The following is a 20101-nucleotide window of genomic DNA, read 5'->3' as shown; positions in this document are numbered from 1 at the left end:
TATAGTGGTATCGAATCCCGCGTCATACTCGTCGATGAGCGGACCTGTTGTCGCGTCCTGACGAAATGGCGGATTACCGATACGTCACGCCGGGCATCACGCAGAGCATCTCGTAAGCGAGGTTAGCGCCAACCAGAGCGGTCGTTCCACTTTGGTCATAGGGCGGCGAGACCTCAACGAGGTCAGCACCCACGACGTTGAGGCCTTTCATTCCGCGAATGATTTCCAACCCTTGCTGCACAGATAGTCCGCCCACTTCAGGCGTGCCTGTGCCGGGCGCGAAGGAGGGGTCGAGACCATCGATGTCGAAGCTCAGATACACAGGCGTGTCTCCGACACGTTGGCGGACCTGCTCCATAAGCGGGCTGAGTGAGCGATTCCAGCACTCCTCTGCCGTAACGACCGTGAATCCCTGTTCTCGACACCAGTCGAAGTCGTCTGCGTGATAGCCGGTGCCACGCAAACCGATTTGGGTCACCTTGTCGCATTGAAGAAGGTCATCCTCTACTGCACGACGGAATGGTGTTCCGTGAGCAATCTTTTCTCCGGACATCGTGTCGTTGACGTCGGCATGTGCGTCCACGTGAACTACCGCAACCTTTCCATATCGTTTATGTAGCGCTCTCAGGATCGGCCAAGCAATCGTGTGGTCGCCGCCAAGTGTGATCGGCCTACATCCGTTGGCGATGATGCCGTCGTAAGCTTCCTCGATAAGACGGACTGAGTCCTTCAAATCGTATGGGTTCGTCGCCACGTCGCCGATATCTGCGACTTGCAGCGAGTCAAACGGAGCTGCCCGGGTTGCCATGTTGTAGGGTCGAAGCAACACGGACTCGCTGCGGATCTGACGGGGACCGAAGCGAGCGCCGGCGCGGTTTGACGTTCCAATATCCAGGGGTACACCGACAAAGCAGACGTCCAATCCGTTTGCCGTCGGTGCATGAGGGAGTCGCATCATGGTTGCGATGCCGGCGAAACGCGGCATCGCGTTGCCGCCCATGGGCTGGTTGAATTCGCGTGTCATAGTGTTCAAACCGTACTCCGATTGGGAAACATCAATGTCGCGATGTTAGTGGCGAACGCGGCTAGCCAAATACCGAATCGACGACGTTCACATTAGACGCCATCAATGTTCCGTGCTCAGCTCGTGATGAGCGGGTCGCTCAGCAAGCGGCAATTGCTTTTGGCTGTTTCTAAAACGCGCGGGCCGACCATTTTATTTGGCCTACTTAGGCTGAGGTTGTCGTACGCGCGATTGACGGGATGCGACACGTAGTCACCTTACTACCAGTTAAGTCTGAGTCCGGCCTCTGTTGCACGGTGCCGATCGTCGTCGTCCGCGTGCAAGTACTGGCTAGTGGTCGAGATCGATTCGTGTCCCAAATTATCCCGGACGTATCGCAGATCGACTTGGCCATCCATCATGCGAGAGCCTGTGGTGTGCCGCAGCCAATGGGCAGATGCCCGGCGCAGACGTTCTGCTGCGCGCTCATGCGTTTCTCCCGTCGATTGCAGGTGTCCGATCGCATTGTCGAACACCTGTTTGATGATCAGGTGCACTGCGCCGCGTGTCATCGTCCGTTGTATGCCTCCGATCGGTAGCAGCAACGGTGTGGTTTCGCCGCCATAGGGCAGGGAAGCCAGCCCGTAGTGTTGTCGATAGCGTGCGAGTTCCGCCATCAGTTCGGTCGTTGCCGGCAGCAAGCGTTCCTTGTCGCCCTTGCCGGTGATCGTCAGCCACCATCGGTCTAGGCCTTCGCGATCGCGCCGTCTAAAAAAGCCCCCCATCGGATTGTTCACGACTTCCGAGATGCGCAGACCCATCAGATACAGGATCGAGATCAGCCAGCGCACGCGTGCGTAGTGCTCCTGCTCCCGTGCGGTATCACGGGGCATCGCCTCGATTGAGGTTTTGACGGCCTGCCAGAGATCGTCTTCGAGGAAGCGTGTCACGCGCGGCTTAGCCTTGCGTGCTCGCTGACGCGATAGGGACAGCGGATTGCCGGCCAGGTAACCCGCGTTGACCAGCCACGCGAAAAGGGTATTCAGAATGACAAACGCTTGTCGCTCGCTGCTGGGGGAGAGCGGTCCCGCGAACGGCCGCCAGAATGGGTCCACGCGAGCCACTTTGCGACCGGTCATGACCCAGCGTTGCGCTGGCTGCGGGTCCGCCAGAAACCGCCGGTAGAGGAGCAGGTCTTCGTGCGTGAGTGAGGAGAGCGGCTTGCGCAGTTCGGTGGTTGACCACAGCAGCAGGCGTTCGGACTCCTTGCGGTAGGTGTCGAACGTCGCCTTCGTATCGATGAAGCGCGCGAGCCACGCCCTGATCGCGTCGACGTCATTTTGCGCCGCGATTTGAGGACGGGTACCGAGTGCGCGGTTCGCTCCATGGCCACCGTCTAGTTCGGACGATAGAGATAACTGCTCGAGCGGCACAAGGACGCCGTCGGACACTAAGAGGGGCTCAGGAAGCGGCATGTTTGGGCTAGGAGCGCGCAATTCACACAATGCGTCATTTTACTCGACATTATAGTCATAATGTCTAAATTCAATATCCGATTTCATGATAATCAACGTTATACGTTATATTATCCATCAATTAACTCCCCGAGATTGCTCGCCATGGAAGCTTCGCCCGCTCTGGAGCCCCAACTGCACGCGGAAATCGACCAGTTGCGCGCGCAGTTTCCGCGCACGCAGGAGCTGTATCGCGAGGTCTGCGTGCTGCTGTTTTTTAGGCACGGCATCACGCCCACCGCGAACCGGCTCTATCAACTGGTGAAGAAGGGCAGCATGAGCGCGCCGGCCGAGGCGCTGGCGCGCTTCTGGATCACCCTGCGGGAAAAGAGCCGGGTGCGCATCGAGCACCCCGACCTCCCCGCGGAACTACAGTCCGCGACCGGGGAACTGGCGGTCGCGCTCTGGACGCGGGCGGTCGACATGGCCCAGGACCAGCTAGCCGCCGCGCAGCTCGAGGCGCAACGATCGGTCGCGGAGGCGCAGGCGAGACAGATTCGGGCCGAGGCCGAGCGCGACCGGTTGCGTCAGGAGCTGACAGGCAGTGCGACCGCGCTGGACGCAGCGCAGACCCGCATCACCGAACTGGACCAGGCGCTGGCCATCTCCATGGCCGCGACGTCAACGCTGCAGGATCAGCTACGAGCCGCGCAAGAAGGCGAGCGGCAGTTGCAGCGCGCGCTCGTGACCGCGCAGCGGGACTTCGCCTCGGAACTGGACAAGCTGCGTGCCGACGGCAAGTTGGCGCAGGAGCGGCTCAAAGCCGCCGAAACCCGGGCCCTGCTGGAAATCGACCGCGAGCGGCAGGCGGCCGCACGCTTACAGAAGGAACTGGACGCTGCCGTGCGCAAACGAGAGCAGGGCGACGCCCGGTATCGCGCCGAGCTCCAGGCGCTCCACGTGCAACTTGGCGATCTACGCCAGCAGGTGGGTGTCCTGGAGGGCAATCTCGCGTCGGTTCAAGTAGCGCACGCGCGGGACGCCGACGAACTGGCACGCACACACAAGCAACTGTCGCTGTCGCGGGCGAGCGCCGACACACGGCGACAGACGCCACCGACGAAACCCGTGGCCAAGCGCAAGGTGCCGCGGACGCCAAGATCCTGAGTCACCGCGCTATTTTCAGAGGCCCTTGGTGAACATTGGAAAGCGCTATAAACCGGGCCAAAAGCCGAAGTTTAACGGTCCATATTCCAAACTATGGTGCGACACGTGTCGCCGTCAGCCGCGCGTTAAGCGGCATGTAGTTGGCGGTAAAGTTCGTTTTTGTCTTGTCGCGTTTGATCGTCGAAGCATGGCGGTTGGGATTCGCGATGCTGGACTCGCTCAAAGGTTGGGTGCGGTTGATCCGGTTATGGCTTGACCGGCGACGGTCGTGTCCGGTCTGTCGGCAGATGATCACGAAAACCAGTGGTTGGCGTCTCTACCACGTGGAACGAACGATCGATGGCGGTAAGGACACGAACCGAAACTTGGTCATGTTGCATCCGGAATGTCATCGGACTGCGCGTGCTCTCGGACTCTCGGTGGTGAAATGCCTTCAGTTGGGCCCGGTCGTGCTCGTTGTAAGCCGGCGCGTGAAGGCAGTGCTTACTGGTTGTAAGCACTGCGATTCCGACACTGGCCCCTTTTGCGTTACAGTGCGCCACAACCTTTTCGTTCAAGAGGCAATGGTGACGATCAACACGAATCGCAATGAAGTCGCCCTCGCTTGCCTTCCGGTGCATGCGTCAATATCAGCGCCACCAGTTCGACCCACGAAACCACTCGGTTCATCTCGTCGAGGAACTCCCGCTTACGCGTTCGTTTGGTCGTCAAATCCAATCCCTGCAACGGGACCATACGGGGCCAACGTCGTGCCTTAGGCAAAAGCGATGAGTGGCTATCGCACGACAGGTCTCGACAAAATGCAAGCGCCGCTGGTTTGATTGTCACCATTGCGCTGCACAAGCGTCCTTCGTCTTCGCCGGGCAAAGCCACGTAAGCGCTGTTCCGACTATCATCAAGGGTGATGAAGCGCTGAGCTCAATTGAACTTTGAAGCCGAGGGCTTGGGAATGAGCGACATATTCCATGTAAGCAAGTTAATTCGATTCCAGCATTGCGATCCGGCGGGAATCGTCTTCTACCCACAATACTTCGTGCTTTTTCACGAAGTGATTGAAGACTGGTTTTACAACGGACTTCAGCTGAAATTCGCCGACCTCATCGTGGAAAAAAGGTTTGGCGCGCCTACGGTAGATATTCGAGCTCAGTTTCTTGCGCCGAGCCGGCTCGGTGAGACGCTCGAGTTTTCATTGCTGGTAAGAAAGATCGGCGGGCATTCCATAGACTTGAACCTGGCTGCTTCGGCAGGAGAAAAGGTGCGTGCTCGGATTGAGCAGACCCTGGTGCTTTTCTCCTTCGACACCGGTCAATCCATTCCGGTGCCGGACGACTTGCGGGAAAGCATGCTGCGCTTTTGCAGCGAGAAAGCTTGAGCGGGCACCCTCGATCAGATCCATGAAACACCCGAAAAAATGGCGCCTGGCAACGTAATCGAGGGGTGAGACACCTTCGCTTTTGAGACCTCTGCGGGTTATACGATCGCGCTGCAATTTGAATAAGCAGCTTCGCAGGCCATCGATTCAATGATTCAAAGGTGCAAAAGCATTCATTCCCATCATCGGACGATCGGATCGGGGCGGGAAGATACTCCAGTGCCCCTCGGCGTTCTGGAAGAAGAACAACACATGCGAATCCGCACCATCGCACGATTCCACGCGCGCGGAACGAACCCGTGATGACCCTGTGTACCGGATCAGTGTGACGTGGACCGAGGTATCGAGACGCGGCATCAGCCATTTCTCTACCTGGGCACGGAGTGAGAACTCGCGTTCGGCTTTCATGAGTCGCTCTCCCTGCGCCGCCGGGAAGTGGAATCGACGATTCCCGGAAAACGCTTCGTGATGTTTCGGCTCCTGGCGAACATCGCTCCAGAAGGTCGGTCCGGCACATCGTGGAAGCTCGAACGAATGACCCGGCCTGACGAGTGGAAGATAGATCTTTGGCGGCGCGGGGCCTATCGTTCGAAGGCCCTACATCGAAAGTCGTAGACGCAATCCGGACCGTGACCTTTGCCTGTTCGCGCGGCCTCTCGCATCCCGCGCGGATGCCGGGAGAGGCCGCCGCGGAGAGGCCGTCGCGCAATCCAGTCAGGCGGCGTTCACTGGCCCTTGTAGATATCGCAGAAGGTTCGGGGCGCGCAGTCGGCCTGCTTCCCATAGGCGTCCTTCGCCGTCGACCCCGCAGCGCTCTGATTCGTGGCCCCGCCGTAGCTGTTCGAGTCAGGCGGCGGCGTCGTGGCCGCGCCGTTTTGCGAAGCGGTCATGTTGGCGCCGTCGGGCGCTTCCTGGGCCTGCGCGACGCTCATCGAGAGCACGCTCAGGACCGACGCGAGCAGAAGCAGTTTGTTGCTCATGGCAATTCTCCTTACGAGATAACGTGGGTGACTGCCGTTTGCCGGCAGCCGTCTGGAACAGCAAGCGCTCGACCGTTTGATGATGCGTGGAATCGTGACCGGCTGCACGTGAGTAGTCCGATCGGATTCCATGCAGGATGAATGGTGCAAGTCGGGAGGCCGCCCGATATGCGTCGGCGTCTGAGCGACTCATGCTGTGGAATCGCGAATGACGCAATGGCGCTGTTGCGCAGAGAGACTGCGCACAAGGAAGACGAGCGAGCCGCGGCGCAAATGAAAAATGAAGCGGCTTGGCGCGCGCAGCAGCCGAACGAAATCGACCCTGCAAAGCAGGTCTTTCCAACGTGCAGTAGCATCGACAGATATGAGCTTGCGCCCGGCTGCCCAAAGCACCCGGTTTTGAACGCGAGGGCGTGGCGCGCGCCTGTCCGAGAATCGACGGCCCCTGGAAGGATCATGTGCCGGCGCCTCTCATCAACCCGGCCGAGGCCTGCAATTCCATGAACATCTTGCTCACCGGACCAGCGGGGCTCTTTCTCGAAGGCGTCGCGGCCCTGCTGCGCGACGTCGTGCCCGACGCGCACGTGACGGTCCGCAACAGTCTGGAGCGATCCGGGCCCGAGGCGGACAAGCCCGATTGCATCGTGCTCGACGGCGACAGCCTGCGCGAGCCGGGCAGTGAACTCGATACCGCGCGCGAGCATGCGCGGCTCACACCGGTCATCGTGCTGGTCGACCGTGCGCGGCGCCAGCAAGTCGAAGAACTGATCGTGGCGGGCATGGCGGGTTGCGTCGAGAAATCCGCATCCGCCGACGTGCTGTTCGGGGCGGTGCGTATCGCGCTTGCGGGCGGCGTGTATCTGCCTCGACCGCTGCTCGCGATGGATTCGGACGCGGACGATACGCGCGCGGCGCGCAAAGCCGAGCAATCCAATGGAAACCTGCATCTCACTGCGCGACAGATCGAAGTGCTCGCGTTGCTTGCCCGCGGCCGCTCGAACAAGGTAATCGCGCGTGAACTGGATGTGGCCGAGGCCACCGTCAAGACCCACCTCACGACCATCTTCAAAGCGCTCAATGTATCGAGCCGGGGCGAGGCGAGCGCAGCCGCGGCCCGCATCGCGAAAGTGCGCGACACCCAGGCGAGCGTAGCGCTCAACGGTCATGTGCCCATTGGCCGGCTGCTCGCGAACATGGACGCGCGGCATTTCCGCGCGAATGAGGTCCTGTTCCGCAAGGGCGATCCAAGCGGCGCGCTGTTTTACGTCGAAAAAGGCACCGTGGAACTGCGCGAGTTCGGCATCGAGCTGGGAGCGGGCACGGTGCTTGGCGAGATTGGGCTGTTCTCGCCAGAGCACCGGCGCACTTGCACGGCGGTTTGCCGCTCCGTGTGCGAGATGCGCGTCGTGTCCGCCGCCGATGCTGTCCGTCTCTACTATCAGGAACCCGAATTTGCGCTGCACCTGCTGCAGCTCATCGTACGGCGCCTGCAGGCCGATAGCTTGCGTCACGGCTGATGGCTGATGGCGGGCGGCGCCCGCACACCCGCACACCCGCCGCCGGTTCACGCGTGCGCTTCCAGCGCGAGCAGGTTCAGCACGACCAGAATCGCGTCGCGATTCTCGGCCGCGATCTCGATGCCGAGCGTGTCCGTGATCCAGCGGCCGATTCGCGTGGCCGCGAATTCATCGGGCGTGGTGGATTTCCTCGTGGTGACGCCCAGCTTGCGCGCGCGATAGTGATAGGACGGCACATCGTTGGCGTCGGCGACCGCTTTAAGTCCGCCCGGATGATTTTGCGCCGCTCCCAGGCTGCCGGCGAAGATGATGCGGTCCGGCGCATCGAGCGCGGCGACAAACGCATGGGCGAGCTCGCGCACGCGCGCTTCGCTCAGGCCATGCTCGGAGAGCGTGGCGGCAACCGGATCGCCCGGCGCATGGCAGCGCGAATCCACTTCGGCCTGCACGCCGTCCATTTCTATCGACACGTTGCGCTGCACGCTCGCGCTGCGCAGGCAATCGATCAGGAACCGGCGGAAGTACGCGCACAGCGCGTAGGCGGTGGAGGGCGCACTGTCCGCGGAGGCATGCGACGCGCGGTGTTCCAGGTCAATGCGCAGCACCCGCGAATAAAAGAACTGGGCAATCAGTTCTTCCTTGTCTTCCGCCAGTCCGCGCAATTCGGACGGGTAGTAGGCCCTGAGCGCATGGCAGACCATCTTGTAGATCTGGCAGGTCTCCAACTCGCTCAGTGCCGTGCGGCGATGCCAGAGGTCGATCAGCGTGGCCGCATCCAGCACGAAAGCGGCGGACTCGCGGTGGATCAGCGCGTCCATGATGCCGCTCCGGAGAACCGTGCGCCTGCACGCTGAACGTAGGGTGCATCAACGTAGGGTGCATCAACGGCTACGGGCGACGCGGATGGCGCCCGGGTGGAAGTTTGCGCGGTCATGGCCTCTCCTGACGAGTCTGAAACGCTGCCGGCGTATCGCTGGCGAACGGAAACGGCTCGGGGCTTCGGCATTGCATGCCGTTGTGGTGAGCCGGCGTTTCAAAGGTACGGATGCGGGGAGCGCCGCAAAATCGGCCAGAGGGTCTACATCGAAAGTCGTAGAAGGCGATGTCGCGCGCACTCGTGAGGGCGCGCGCGAATCGCCGCGGGTCATGGAGTACTGTCGTAGTCGACGCAGAAACCGTCGTCCACGAGGCAGTCGGAGTTACCACCAGAGTTACCACCGGACTCGCCGCCGCGCGTGGTGCGCAGGCCGCTGCCGTGCGAGGCCAGGTTCAGGCCCGCCGGCAGCAGCACCCATAGCCGCGCCGGCGCCTTGAGCGTGCTGGCGGCCCTTTCGGCGTCCATGCCCGACCCGGAATAGAGGTCTGCGCGCTGCGCGCCGCTGATCGCGCCGCCCGTGTCCTGCGCGATGAACAAGCCTTTGAGCCCACCCGTCGCCCCGGTGCGCGCGGACAGGTACACGGGCGCGCCGAGCGGGGTGGTGCGCGGATCGACGGCGATCGAGCGGCCAGCGGAAAGCGGCACGCCGAGCGCGCCGAGCGGGCCGTCGGTGTTGTCGCGAATCGGCTTGAAAAACACGTAGCTCGGGTCGGAGGTCGCGAAAAGGCGGGCCGGGGCGGCGAAAGGCGCTGCCGGGGACAACTCGGCAGCGGCGCTTGCGCCGGACGCCGGACGATGCACGCTCACACGGTGGGCCTTCACGACGCCGCCATCGCCGTCGGAATCCGCAGCGCCGGGCAGCGCCACCGCGCCCAGGTTCGTGCGGCCGCCGGATGCCGGCTGGCGTGCCCGCGTGGAACCCGCGCCGCCCGCCGGCTGAAGGTCTGCGAGCAGGTAAACGCTGCGTGACTGGCCGCCGGTGCGCGCACTCGCGGCGGGCACGCCGGCGCCGGAGCGCTGGTCTTCTTCCACCGCGCCCGCCAGCAGGACGGGGGCGCTGCCCGGCGCCGCGGCGTCGCGCGCGTCCGCCATGCTGCTGGCAAGCGGCTCTCGCGTCGCCATCGATGGCGCGCTTGCTTGCATATTCGCCGGCATATTCGCCGGCGTTCCAACGCCAGCGGTTGGCGCGGTTGCGCTTGCGTCCGCGTCGTCTTCCGCCACATCGACTTCCATGCCGCGCAGGACGAGGTGTTGTACGCTGCGCGCGCCCGCCGCAACGACCGACGGGCTGAACGGATGTCCGTTCTGGTCAGCATAAGCGACGCGCACGACCGACTCGTCCTGCAGGACGATCTTGCCCGAGCCCTGCATCTGGATCGTATAGAGCTGCGCCGGATTTTCCACGTAGGCGATGACATCGGCCTGCAAGCCGCGCTGCTCGATCTCGGCACGCGTGTAGTACGGCACGATTCGTCGCCCTGAAAGGCGCATGCGGATTTTCTTGTCGCGCAGGTCAGGCACTGCGCCAGTGAGATCGAGTGCGAACACGCCGGACATCGAGCCGGTTGACACCTGGGCCAACGGAACCACCTGGCGGCCCACGATGCGCGCGACCGTCAGCGTGCCGAGCGCGTTCGGCGGTACGCGGTGCGCGTCGAGATAAAGCATGTCGCGCGGCACGCCATACACCGGGTACACGAAGCGCCCGCCATAGCTGCGGCTGCCGTGCACGACCGGCTCGAAGTAGCCGGTGAGCAGGCCGCCCTGTTCGCCTCTCGTGCTCTCCACCCGATACACGACGAAGTGCCGTTCATAGAATGCGCGGATTGCGGCATCGTCGGCGGCATCGACATTCGCGGCGTCCGCGCAAGTCGATGCCCACGCCGGGCGGCTTCCCAGCACGTGGCAACTGCGCAGGAACGCCTGCCACGATTGATCGAGGCGATCGCTGCTCCAGCCCGGCAGCTCGGCGAAACCGACCGGCGTGTAGACGGCGTGTTGCGTGGCAACCGGGGTGGCGGTTCGTGCGCGCGCGGGCGGCGCTGCAGCCGCGGAGCGCGTCGGAGCGGGTGATATTGACGATGCGGACGATGCGGCATCGGTCATGGCGCGTGTTGCAGGCCCCGCCGCAGCGGGCGCGGTCGATGCGGTCGATGCCGCGACGGGCAACGGCGATGCACTGGGGCTTGCGGATGAGACACGCGTGGCGTCCTGCTGTATCGCGCAACCGGCGAGCGCCGTGCACATCGCCAAACCTAAACTCAGGCTCGCGCACGCGAGCGGCAGGCGGAAGACCGGCTGCGAACCTGATTGGGAGTTCATCGTCTTCATCGTGTCCTCGTTGCGGAAAAAAAGGCGGCTCACGATCATCTGGACGAGCGGACGACGTCGATTTTGAAGTGCGCGACACCGTATTCATCGGGACAGGACGGCTCTTGCTTGCCACACTCCGGCCGCCCCGCATAGGGCGATGCCGAATCGGCCGACAGCGTGGCCGGCGCGCGTGCCGGGTCGAATACGCCGAACACCGAATCCTGTGTGAGCAGCGAGGTGTCGAACGCGCGCCGCGAGCGCGACACCAGCACGAAGACGTGCAGGTCACCGAACGGCTCGCCAATGACGGTCGCCCATCGCGGCTTGGGCAACACGAGCGGGCGACCCGCCGCGATTGCGTTGTCCTGGTCGATCTCGTTCGGAAAGAGCATCTGGTACTTGCCGTTTGCATCGACGAGAAAGAGATAGACGTAGCCGTCCTGCGAACTCGTGAGCGTAAGCTGAAGCCGGTCCCGATCGGCGATGGCACGCGTGGACGGCGGGTCGGCGCGAACGCGTATCGATGCATCGGCGTGCAGCGCTATGCGCTCGAGTTCGGCGAGCGGCGTCCAGCGAACCGGCGGCGTTTGATGCACGGCTGGTTCGTGCGATTCATGCGGTTCATGCGCTTCGTGCGCTTCATGCGCTTCATGCTGCACGGCCGGTGCCGATGGACTCAGCGGCGCCGCATTCGATCGGGCCGGCTCGACGATCGTATCGGGCGGTGCGCCCCCGCGCTCCACCGGGTTTGGCCCGACCAGCAACGCCCCCGTGAGCGCCACGGCCGCCAGCGCAATCGCGGTACGCGGACGCGCGAGGAGACGCATCGTTGAGATGCCGTGCGATGTGTCCGCTACTTTTCCCATCGCTTTGTCCGCTCGCCGCTTTCGCTCCCCACGCTCCCCACGCGCCGCGCCGTCTCCCGCGTCCAGGTTGGCCGCGAACGCCTCGATACTGCGCGTGCGCTCGGCCGGCCACAGCACCAGCGCTTCGTCGAAGGTTCTGAGGAGCGCGGCCGAATAGCCGGATGGCGCGGCTCGCGCGAGCGGCACGAAGCCGTCCTCGACGATCCGGGCCACGGCCGGCGGCGGCGTCTTGCCGAGGATGGCGAAATAACCGAGCGCGCCGAGCGCGTAGACGTCGCTCCACGGCCCTTGTCGCAGCGAAGGTACTTCGGCGTACTGTTCGATAGGCGCATAACCCGGCTTCAGGAAAGCGGTGAGCGCTTGCGTCATGTCGCCGATCACGCGCCGCGCGGAGCCGAAATCGAGCAGCACGGGCCGGCCGCTGCCAGCAAGCAGCATGACGTTGTCCGGGGCGATGTCGCGATGCCAGCAATGTTCCCGATGAAGCGCGCCGATCGCATCGACGAGCGGTTCGAGCACGGCGCGCAGCCACGCTTCGCCGGGCGGCTCGCGCATGGCGCGCAGGGTATCGAGCAGGGTCGCGCCTTCGTAGTAGGGCATCGCCATGTAGGCCGTGCCGTGACCTTCCCAGAAACGGAAGACCTTCACGAGCGACGGATGGTCGAAGTGCGCCAGCAGACGCGCCTCGTTGATGAAGCTTTTCAGCCCCATGTCGAACGCGTCCGCGTGCCGCTCGGATTTCACTTCGACGTTCGTCATGCCGATGCGCGAGGCGAGCATCGCGGGCATGTACTCCTTGATCGCGACATTGCGATGCAGCGAGATATCACGCGCGAGATAGACGATGCCGAAGCCGCCTTCGCCGATCAGCGAAACGATCTCGAATTCGGCGAGCCGCGTGCCGGGCGTCAACGCGTTGCCCGAGCTGCCGGGGTGCGAGGCCGCGCGCGCCGTGGGCGGTCTCGCTGGCGGCAGTGCGCCGTTACCCCGACCCGGCGAGGAGACGATGATCGTCTTGTCGTAAGCATCGGAATTCATGGCCGTCCGTCCGTGAGCATGGCGACGAAAAGCTCGGCGTCCGGCAGGCCGGGCGCCACCCACAGCGCATGCGCGGCGGCGGGGCCGGGGAGCAGGTCAGGAGCCGAGTCAGGGAGCAAGTCAGGACGCGAGTCCGCGCCGGGTGCGAGCGCTGCCCAGATGCTGAGCTCGTCAAGCAGCGCGCCACGATACAGCGAGCCGTGCGCCGGCCGGCCATCAGGTGGCGGACGCAGCGCCAGTTGTGCTTCGAGCCATGCCACCGGCTGATCGAAGCGCAGCACCGCGAGCGCGATCCGTTCGATCTCGCCGAGCCAGCGCCACAGGTCGGCGAGCGCGTCGCTGCGCACGGGCGCGGCCTGGAACGGCGCGGCGATGGTGAGCGGGAAATAGCGTCCCACGCTGTCCACCGACGGCATGACCACACCGCTCCAGCACGCCTCGCTGTCTTTATCTGCGGATGCGAGCGCGCCCGGCATCAGGAAGAAGCGCCATACCGGACTCGTCAGATAAGCGTCGAGCCAGGCGTCGCCGAGGCGCTCCCGGCTCGACGCCAGACCCTGCGCGAGCCAGCGGTCCCACGACGCGACAAATCGCGCCGGCAGCCGGCGCGACGCAAAGTCGCCGAGCGCGGGCAGCTTGCCGTACCAGCCGGGCGCGCGCGGCTCGCCCGCTTCGGGTGCGCCGGCCGGATCGAGCGAACTCATAGTCCCTCCGGGCATCGGAACGCGCGCAACTCCGCGAGACCGAACGGGCTCTGCACGCTGGCCGCTGACACTTCCAGGCGCACCTGCCGCCCTTCGACGTCGAAGGTCGCGAAAAAACGCTCCGGCTGCGCGGTGGGTTCGATCTTCATGCGATCGAGCATGCGAAAGAGCGCCCAGGGTCCGTCATAGGAGAGCGGGCCGGCATCGCTGCCGGGCGCCGGCGTGAGCTGCACGCTGACACGCGAGGCGCCGTGCGCGGCGGGCCACTGCACGGGAGTCGCGAGTTGCGGGCCGTGCGCGTAGCTGACGAGCTGCCCGTCGATGTCGAGCGTGAACTGCAGAATCGACGGGTCCATCTCGACGGGCTTGAAGCTCAGGGACAGCACGGATGTCGGGCTGCCCGCCGCGAAAAACACCGCGCGGATGGTCGCGGCGCGCTCGAAATCGGCGAGCCCCGCGGCGTTCGCCGCGCTCGCGCTGCCGTCGACCTTCTTGTAGGCCCATGGATGCGCCGAGGTATCGACATCGGCGGCAAGGCTCTTCTGGAAGAACGTGTCAAGCCTGCCGTTGGGCGCGAAGAGCGTGTCGAAATCCTGCGGCGGCACCTCGGCGCGCGCGGACGGATCGAACGGATAGCGCCCGTCGACGACCCGCTTGCACCATGCCGTGAGCGACCTGAGATCGTTCGATGCAATGCCGCGCTTCGTCTCCTGCGCGCGCTGCGCGCCGCTCTGCCCGAGCTGGATGAGTAGCGTGCGGAGCGGCTCGGGCAATTGCCCGGCGAGCGCGCCCAGCCGCGCGAGCACGTCCGAGCTGGGTGGCGCGACTTTCTGCTGCATGGCGCCGTCGAGCGCGCTCAAATAGACGTAGACCTCGTTGAGCAGCGCCATCGCGGCGACGATCGGCGCAGGTTGGCCGGGCGCGGACGCATCGACGAGGGCATGCAGACGGTAGAAACGAGTGTCGACGTCTTGTTCCGGACCGGGCGCGGATGCCACCGACGCCTCCGATGCCGCCGCTCCCCCCAAGTGCTGCTGCACGGTGTTGCCGATGGCGTGAAAGGTCTGGCCGGCCCGCTCGGTGAGCGAGGGCGCACCCTTGGGCGCGTCCGACAGCGCGGTTTCGCGCGCCGCCTCACGCACGAAAGCGAGCAGCGGCGAGTCCGGCGCCGCCAGCAAGCGCGCCCGCTGCGCGCTTTGCGCGAGGTCCTGCACCGGTACGAGGCGAATGCTGCCGAGATAGTTCTCCCACTCGCGGATGTAGTCCTGCGCATAGAGGCGCCGCACACCTGTCTTCAGTGCCTCGGGTGCGCTGTCCGGACCCGACGCGCCCGGTCCGAGCACCCATGACGCCTCGTCGTGCACGTCTTTCGCATATTTGTCGATCGCGCCGAGGAAGGGGCCGTAAAAACACTCCCGGGTATATAGGCCCGGCACGCCCTCGGTGAGCGGTGCGCCATTCACGCGCTCGAAGACCAGCGGCGCATTCGGGCCACCCGCGCGCGCGATCGTGAACGGCGTGCAGCCGTTGTCCACGCCGGCGGTTCTGATGCGCTCGTACACCTGCTGGTCGAGCGCCACGCGCAGCAGCCGCGCGCGTGTCGCCGCGACGAGGGGTGCGTCGAACGGCCGGCTCGAGTGGACAGCGCCGTGTTCGAACAGGGCATCGACGTGCTTGCCGAGCGCCTGGCGATCCGTACCGCCCGGCTGCGCGCCGGGCAAGCGGTTCGCGTCGGCGAGCAGCCAGGTGCGCAGCGCCGCGCTGTCCTGATGCTGCGTCTCGAAGAGCGATACATAGGTCTTCAGCGCGTCGTAGGCTTGCGCGGACGTGCCGCGCGCGGCCTCGCGCAAGTTTACTTCCGCACGTGCTGACAGGTACGGCAGCAGCCAGCCGTCGAGCAGGCTCGCATAGGTCGCTTGAGCCGCGTCATCGAGCTTGGCTCCCTGCCATACGCCCCATTGCATCGTCAACGGCGCATGCGCGGCGTCGATGGGCGGCGCCGAGGCGAGCGCGCGCGCGACCGAAAGCAGCGTCAGGGCACGCGTCAGATGCGCGGCGTCGCTGACGTTGCCGTTGCTGTTGCCGAGCGCCGCGGCCTGCGCGCCGAGCGTATGCGCGGCCTGGTCGACGGCGGCAACATAGGTGCGGTTGCGCAGATAGCTCACGCTCCACAGGCTCACCGCGAGCGCGGCGGCGAGTCCCATCGCGGCGAGGCCGGCCAGGCGCAGGAGATGGCGCCGGCGCATCCATTGAAGATTGCTGCCCGCGAGACCTTGCTCCGCGAACACGACCTCGGTCAGCATGCGACGCACGAAGAAGCTGCGCGCGGCGGTCCTGAGCGGCCGTGGCGCGGCGCGTTCCAGCCGCAGCGCGTCCTTGAGCGTGGCGAGCACGCGGTCGATCGGTGCGCCTCGCTGCGTGCCGCTCGTGATATAGACGCCGCGCATGAACGCCGCGTCGCGCGCCGGGGATTGGATGAAGACATCGGCGAGGAAGGTTTCGAGCAGCGGCCGGAACGCCGCGAACTGCTGAGGAAAACCGATGATCGCGGCGCGCGCCGCAACATTCGGCTCCTGATCCGTACGCGCCAGCACGCGCGCGACCAGGCGAGCGTCGAGTGCTTCCAGCTCCTGACGCACCTGCGCCGCAAGGTTTTGCTGCGGCGCAGGTGCGGCGGCGGGTGTGGCGTGTTCAAGCGGAAGCGTGAAGCCGAACACCTGCGCGCGGGCGTCGCTGTCGAGGTCGGCGAAGAACTCGGTGAAACCCGGCAGCAGGTCCGCCTTGGTGACGAGCACGTACACCGGAAAACGCGTGCGCAAATGCGCGCACAGTTCGTGGATGCGTGCGCGCAGCGCGGCGGCGGTGAGCGCGCGCTGCGCGTCGTCCGCCTCCAGCAATTCGGCCACGCTCACGGCGAGCAGCACGCCGTTGATCGGCTCGCGCGGACGCGTGCGCCTGAGCAGCGACAGGAACCCGTGCCATGCGGCGGCGTCGGCGCGCCGGTCGCTTTCCTGCGTCGTATAGCGGCCGGCGGTGTCGATCAGCACGGCGCGGTCGGTGAACCACCAGTCGCAATGGCGCGTTCCGCCGATTCCGTCGATACGGCTCGCATGCCAGCCGCCCCCCGGCGCGGCCGGCGCCGGACGGCGCGTGTCTGCGAGCTTGTCAGTGAGCGTGTCAGCAAGCGGAAACTGCAGGCCCGAGTATTCGAGCACGGTGGTCTTGCCCGAGCCCGGCGCGCCGATCAGCACATACCACGGCAACCGGTAAAGATACTGCCGCCCGGACATCGAAAGCCAGTCGCGCCACCCGGGCCGGCCGCCCGCCGCGTTCACGCGGGCTTCGCGCAGCGCCGCGACCGCGCGGTCGAAACGCCGCCCCAGTTCCACAATCTCTTCCGCGCCCGGCTCAGGCTCGGCGTGCGCCTGCGGCGCTTCGTGCGCGGCTCGTCCGACGAGTCCGGCCGCCAGCACATGATTGCGCCAGATCGCGCGCGCGACCAGCCAGAGCCCGCGCAACACCACCACCAGCACAAGCACGCCGATCGTGATGCCTCGTGCCCGTTCGCTGTCCAGCGGACGGTACGGATCGGGCGCGCCGATCGCGATGAGCGGGCCGATCCACCAGATCAGCGCGCCGGTCATGCCGAGCGCGAGCGCGATCAGCAACAGCGGATGAAACAGGATCGATGCGATCTTCTTGAGCACGGTGATTCTCCTGATATCGGTGCGAACGGTGCGGGCGCCGGCCGGTGCGCTCAGCCCGGCTGCGCGAACAGCGTGATCTCGACGCGACGGTTGCGGGCGCGTCCGGCGGGCGTGTCGTTGCCGGTGACGGGTTCGGTCGCGCCAAAACCTTGCGCCTCGACGCGGGCCGCATCGAGCGTCGTGACGATGACCGCGCGCACGCGTTCCGCGCGCTCGCGCGAGAGCTGCCAGTTCGACGCGTAGCGGGCCGAATGGATGGCGATGCTGTCGGTATGCCCGCCGACCAGGATCTTGCCGGGCAACACCTTGAGCGCCTCGCCGATGCGGCCCACCAGCGCCTCGGCGGACGGGTCGAGCGTGGCGCTGCCGGGCGCGAAGTCCGCGTCGCCGGCGAGCGTGATGACAGAGCGGCCCGGCCGCGACGCGATGCTGATGTGCCCCGCGGCAATGTCCGGCGCGAGCAGGCCGGCCAGGCGCGCGGCGCCGGCGGCGGGCGCCGCGTGCGCGAACGGCGCGGCGCCGGTCGCGGGTTCACTGGGTTCGCCGGGCGCGTTCAGCGAACGAATGGCGGCGATATGGGCGAACACCGGATCCGACGCGCGGTTGATCGATACATCGAAGCCGACGAACACCGCCGCGAGCGCGAGCGCCATGGCCGCCGCGACGAGCCACGACGGCACCACGTCGCTGACGCGGCGCGGCGGCGCGCTTGCCGGCCGCCAATGCGGCGCAAGCTCGGCATGCGGCACGCCGCGCTGCTTGCGGATCAGGTCGGAGAGACGGCGGCGCAGCGCATCCAGGGCGTGCTGGCCGTTCGCGTGTACCCGGTACTGGCCCTCGAAACCGAGCGCAAGCGTGAGCGCGACGAGTTCGAGCAGGTCGATATGGCGCGCCGGATCTTCCGCAAAACAGGTGAGCAACTGGAACACCTTGCTGCCGCCGCGCGCCTCGTTGTGGAACATCACGAGCAGACTGTATTGCGGCCACGCGGTCGCGCCCCACGGCGTGCTGCATGCCGATTCATCGATCAGCGTGCAGACGATGTAGCGTGCCGCCAGCACCGCTTCGTGCGTGATGCCGCGCGCACGCGCTTCGCTCTCGAAACGGCGCACCGCGCGCGCGAGCGTGTCCCTGAGCGCGGCGGGATCGGGGCAGCGCGTGCACAGGCGCAGTTGCGCGGCGGCCTGCATGAGCGGCGCGCAGGCCTGCACGAGCGGATTGAGCGCGCCGCCCGAGCGGAACAGCTCATCGAAGTCGAGACCTGCGGTGAAGGCCGGTTCGCGTCGGCCGATACCGTCGAAATCATTGAAGTGGTCGTGCGGGTCGTGCGAGAAATCGGCGACACCGGAGGCGCACGGTGGCTTGCTCCCGCCCGCGCCGCCGTTCGCCGCGAGTGTTTCCGGTGAAGGCCGCGTGCCCGCGTGGAGCCGGCTCGACGGATTCGGCTTGACGATGGTGTGCTCAGGATGGGCCGGAGCGATGAAATTTTCATCGTGCATCATGGAAAGCCTTTATAGGGGAATCCTGACTGACAGAAAGCGGCGCTCAGAGCCGCACCGCCCAGCATTCGACTTCCAGAGCGGGAAAGTCGCCGAGCACCCGCATGGCGAGCTGACCGCTTTCCTGGAGCTGCCGCCACAGATCGCCACCCGGTTCCAGTTCGAAATAGTCGAAACCGGCGTGCACAGGAATCTGCGGCGGCACCGTTGACAACGCCCGCAGCGTGATGCCCGGCAACGCAAGCGTGACGATCTCCTGGATCCGCTGCGAGGGCGCGACCTTCGCCTGTGCCGCAAAACGCACGCGCAGGGCTTCGGAGGACATTTGCGCCCGCGCGGCGAACACAATGCGCGCGCGCTTGAGCAGCTCGGGGTCGTGCAGGGTCGCCTGACGCTGGCCCGGCGCGGTCTCGACAATCTCGATGGGCTGCGCCGCGCGCTGGATGCGCCAGGCGGATGCACCGCGGATCATATTCATCAGCATGCCGAAGCAGTCCGCAAGCGCGTCGTGACGATACGCCACACGCTTCGCCGGGCGGCGCTGGGATTCAAAGGTGGCGAGTTCCCCGGCCAGCTCGCGCATCGCTTCGAAAAGCTGCTCGGGATGCAGGACCGGCATCTCCTGCAGATGCTCGGCACGTGCTTCGTGCCGATTCACGAGCATCAGCAACATGACGTCGACGATCTCCGCGACACCGCCGCCGCGCGCCTCCGTAAAGCGCAGCGCGAGCAGATTGCCTTGCGCCCGCAACAGCGCGCACAGTTCGCGCAGCCATCCCGCGAGCGCGGCTTGCCGGCCGACATCGAGCGACGGCGGAATGAAGCCCGGATCAAGCGTCACGCGTCCGTCGGCGCCGCGCTCGAGCACGCGCGCCACGCCGATCGTGGCGTAGGCGGCGGTGGCATCGCGTTCGAGCATGAGACGCAGGTTCGGCGCCGCGGTCTGCATCTGGGCGACCTGGTTCGAACCCGCGACGTTGTCGGTCACTTCCGCTTCGCTCATGCAATAGCGCAGGCCGTGCGGCTGGCCGTTCGCGTAGCCATTCCCGTCGATCGCGCCGAATGTGATTTCCGGCGCATCGGCCAGGCGCTGGCCGATGTCGAATTCCTTCGCGCCCGGACGCGCCATCGGCACGCCCAGCAGCACGGTTTCGCCACGCGTATCCGGCGGAATATCGAGCGGCGTGGGGGCGGGTGCATCGTCGGGAAAAGAGAAATGCGTGCCGTCGGGCAGGTGTCCTTCGGCGGCGACCAGCGCGATCTTGCCGAGCTCCAGCGCGAGCGGATCGAGCGCGAGCGACAGGGTGCCCCACATCCACGCCTCGGACGCGCGGGCATGCGAGCGCAACTGATGCTCGATAAAGCGATCCTGCTGCTGAAGGTGATGCGGCTGGAGAAACAGCCCTTCGGACCAGATGACGCGTTGGTGCCAGGTCATGAGTACGCCTCCTTGCCTTGTCTGGATTGCGGCTCGTTGCTTTGTGCACCGCGGGTGCTGCCGCGCGACGCGCGGCTAAATCGCTAAATTCAATCGCTAAATTCATGCGGTAAACGAAAGAGCGGCGCGGGTTTGCAACAACATCGTCCGTCCGGCTCGATCTGGA

14 protein-coding genes and 1 pseudogene are annotated in these 20101 nt (G+C 65.5%); 4 read left to right on the top strand and 11 right to left on the bottom strand.

All coding sequences use genetic code 11. The annotated features are described in order from the left end of the window. Positions 1-73: 73 nt before the first annotated feature. Both speB and GSQ93_RS20535 read right to left on the bottom strand, forming a co-directional pair. Positions 74-1024 carry an agmatinase gene (speB, locus tag GSQ93_RS20540; protein ID WP_158937466.1) on the bottom strand — a complete coding sequence of 317 codons (951 nt, stop codon included), beginning with the start codon at positions 1022-1024 and terminating at the stop codon, positions 74-76. A gap of 260 nt (positions 1025-1284) precedes the next feature. After that, the gene (locus tag GSQ93_RS20535; RefSeq protein WP_158937465.1) at positions 1285-2478 is read right to left on the bottom strand and encodes a tyrosine-type recombinase/integrase; all 1194 of its coding nucleotides are present in this window, start codon (positions 2476-2478) and stop codon (positions 1285-1287) included. A gap of 144 nt (positions 2479-2622) precedes the next feature. Here GSQ93_RS20535 and GSQ93_RS20530 point away from each other — a divergent pair, with 144 nt between their 5' ends. The 3 genes and pseudogenes from GSQ93_RS20530 to GSQ93_RS20520 all read left to right on the top strand — a co-directional run bounded on the left by GSQ93_RS20530 (position 2623) and on the right by GSQ93_RS20520 (position 4996). Next, a complete protein-coding gene (locus GSQ93_RS20530) occupies positions 2623-3624 on the top strand; it encodes a DNA-binding protein (protein WP_158937464.1) in 1002 nt (333 codons plus the stop codon). A gap of 206 nt (positions 3625-3830) precedes the next feature. Beyond that, positions 3831-4010: pseudogene (locus GSQ93_RS38735) on the top strand (group II intron reverse transcriptase/maturase); the annotation flags it as partial. Between the two features lie 536 nt (positions 4011-4546). After that, positions 4547-4996 carry a thioesterase family protein gene (locus GSQ93_RS20520; protein WP_158937463.1) on the top strand — a complete coding sequence of 150 codons (450 nt, stop codon included), beginning with the start codon at positions 4547-4549 and terminating at the stop codon, positions 4994-4996. Positions 4997-5143: 147 nt separating this feature from the next. Here GSQ93_RS20520 and GSQ93_RS20515 read toward each other — a convergent pair whose 3' ends face one another. Continuing rightward, entirely contained in the window at positions 5144-5404 is a 261-nt protein-coding gene (locus GSQ93_RS20515) for a hypothetical protein (protein ID WP_158937462.1), read from the bottom strand. Positions 5405-5721: 317 nt separating this feature from the next. Then, positions 5722-5976 carry a hypothetical protein gene (locus GSQ93_RS20510; RefSeq protein WP_158937461.1) on the bottom strand — a complete coding sequence of 85 codons (255 nt, stop codon included), beginning with the start codon at positions 5974-5976 and terminating at the stop codon, positions 5722-5724. Between the two features lie 458 nt (positions 5977-6434). On the opposite strand from GSQ93_RS20510, the gene GSQ93_RS20505 reads away from it, so the two are divergent. Next, positions 6435-7493 (top strand): LuxR C-terminal-related transcriptional regulator, encoded by a 1059-nt coding sequence (locus tag GSQ93_RS20505; protein WP_254073961.1) that lies wholly within the window; start codon positions 6435-6437, stop codon positions 7491-7493. A 47-nt stretch (positions 7494-7540) separates the two neighbouring features. On the opposite strand, the gene GSQ93_RS20500 is transcribed toward GSQ93_RS20505, so the two are convergent. The 7 genes from GSQ93_RS20500 to tssK form a co-directional block, all read right to left on the bottom strand. After that, positions 7541-8311 (bottom strand): hypothetical protein, encoded by a 771-nt coding sequence (locus tag GSQ93_RS20500; protein ID WP_158937460.1) that lies wholly within the window; start codon positions 8309-8311, stop codon positions 7541-7543. A gap of 326 nt (positions 8312-8637) precedes the next feature. Continuing rightward, positions 8638-10701: an MltA domain-containing protein gene (locus tag GSQ93_RS20495; protein ID WP_158937459.1), complete on the bottom strand. Its 2064-nt coding sequence runs from the start codon at positions 10699-10701 to the stop codon at positions 8638-8640. Positions 10702-10736: 35 nt separating this feature from the next. Further along, positions 10737-12587: a serine/threonine-protein kinase gene (locus tag GSQ93_RS20490; protein WP_158937458.1), complete on the bottom strand. Its 1851-nt coding sequence runs from the start codon at positions 12585-12587 to the stop codon at positions 10737-10739. Continuing rightward, the gene (gene tagF, locus GSQ93_RS20485; protein ID WP_254073960.1) at positions 12584-13306 is read right to left on the bottom strand and encodes a type VI secretion system-associated protein TagF; all 723 of its coding nucleotides are present in this window, start codon (positions 13304-13306) and stop codon (positions 12584-12586) included. Before tagF ends, GSQ93_RS20490 begins: the two co-directional genes overlap by 4 nt. Beyond that, positions 13288-16998, bottom strand: coding sequence for a type VI secretion system membrane subunit TssM (tssM, locus tag GSQ93_RS20480; protein ID WP_254073959.1), 3711 nt, complete (start codon positions 16996-16998; stop codon positions 13288-13290). The genes tagF and tssM overlap by 19 nt, the downstream gene beginning before the upstream one ends. Positions 16999-17048: 50 nt before the next feature. After that, complete coding sequence (gene icmH, locus GSQ93_RS20475) at positions 17049-18500, bottom strand: type IVB secretion system protein IcmH/DotU (RefSeq protein ID WP_158937457.1); 1452 nt, start codon at positions 18498-18500, stop codon at positions 17049-17051. Between the two features lie 43 nt (positions 18501-18543). Further along, complete coding sequence (gene tssK, locus GSQ93_RS20470; RefSeq protein WP_158937456.1) at positions 18544-19935, bottom strand: type VI secretion system baseplate subunit TssK; 1392 nt, start codon at positions 19933-19935, stop codon at positions 18544-18546. Positions 19936-20101: the final 166 nt, after the last annotated feature.

This window comes from Burkholderia sp. S171 (assembly GCF_009766085.1).
In the GTDB taxonomy this organism is placed as follows: Bacteria; Pseudomonadota; Gammaproteobacteria; order Burkholderiales; family Burkholderiaceae; genus Caballeronia.
Note: the sequence above shows the minus strand (reverse complement) of the source record. Positions and strands in the feature narration are given on the sequence as shown.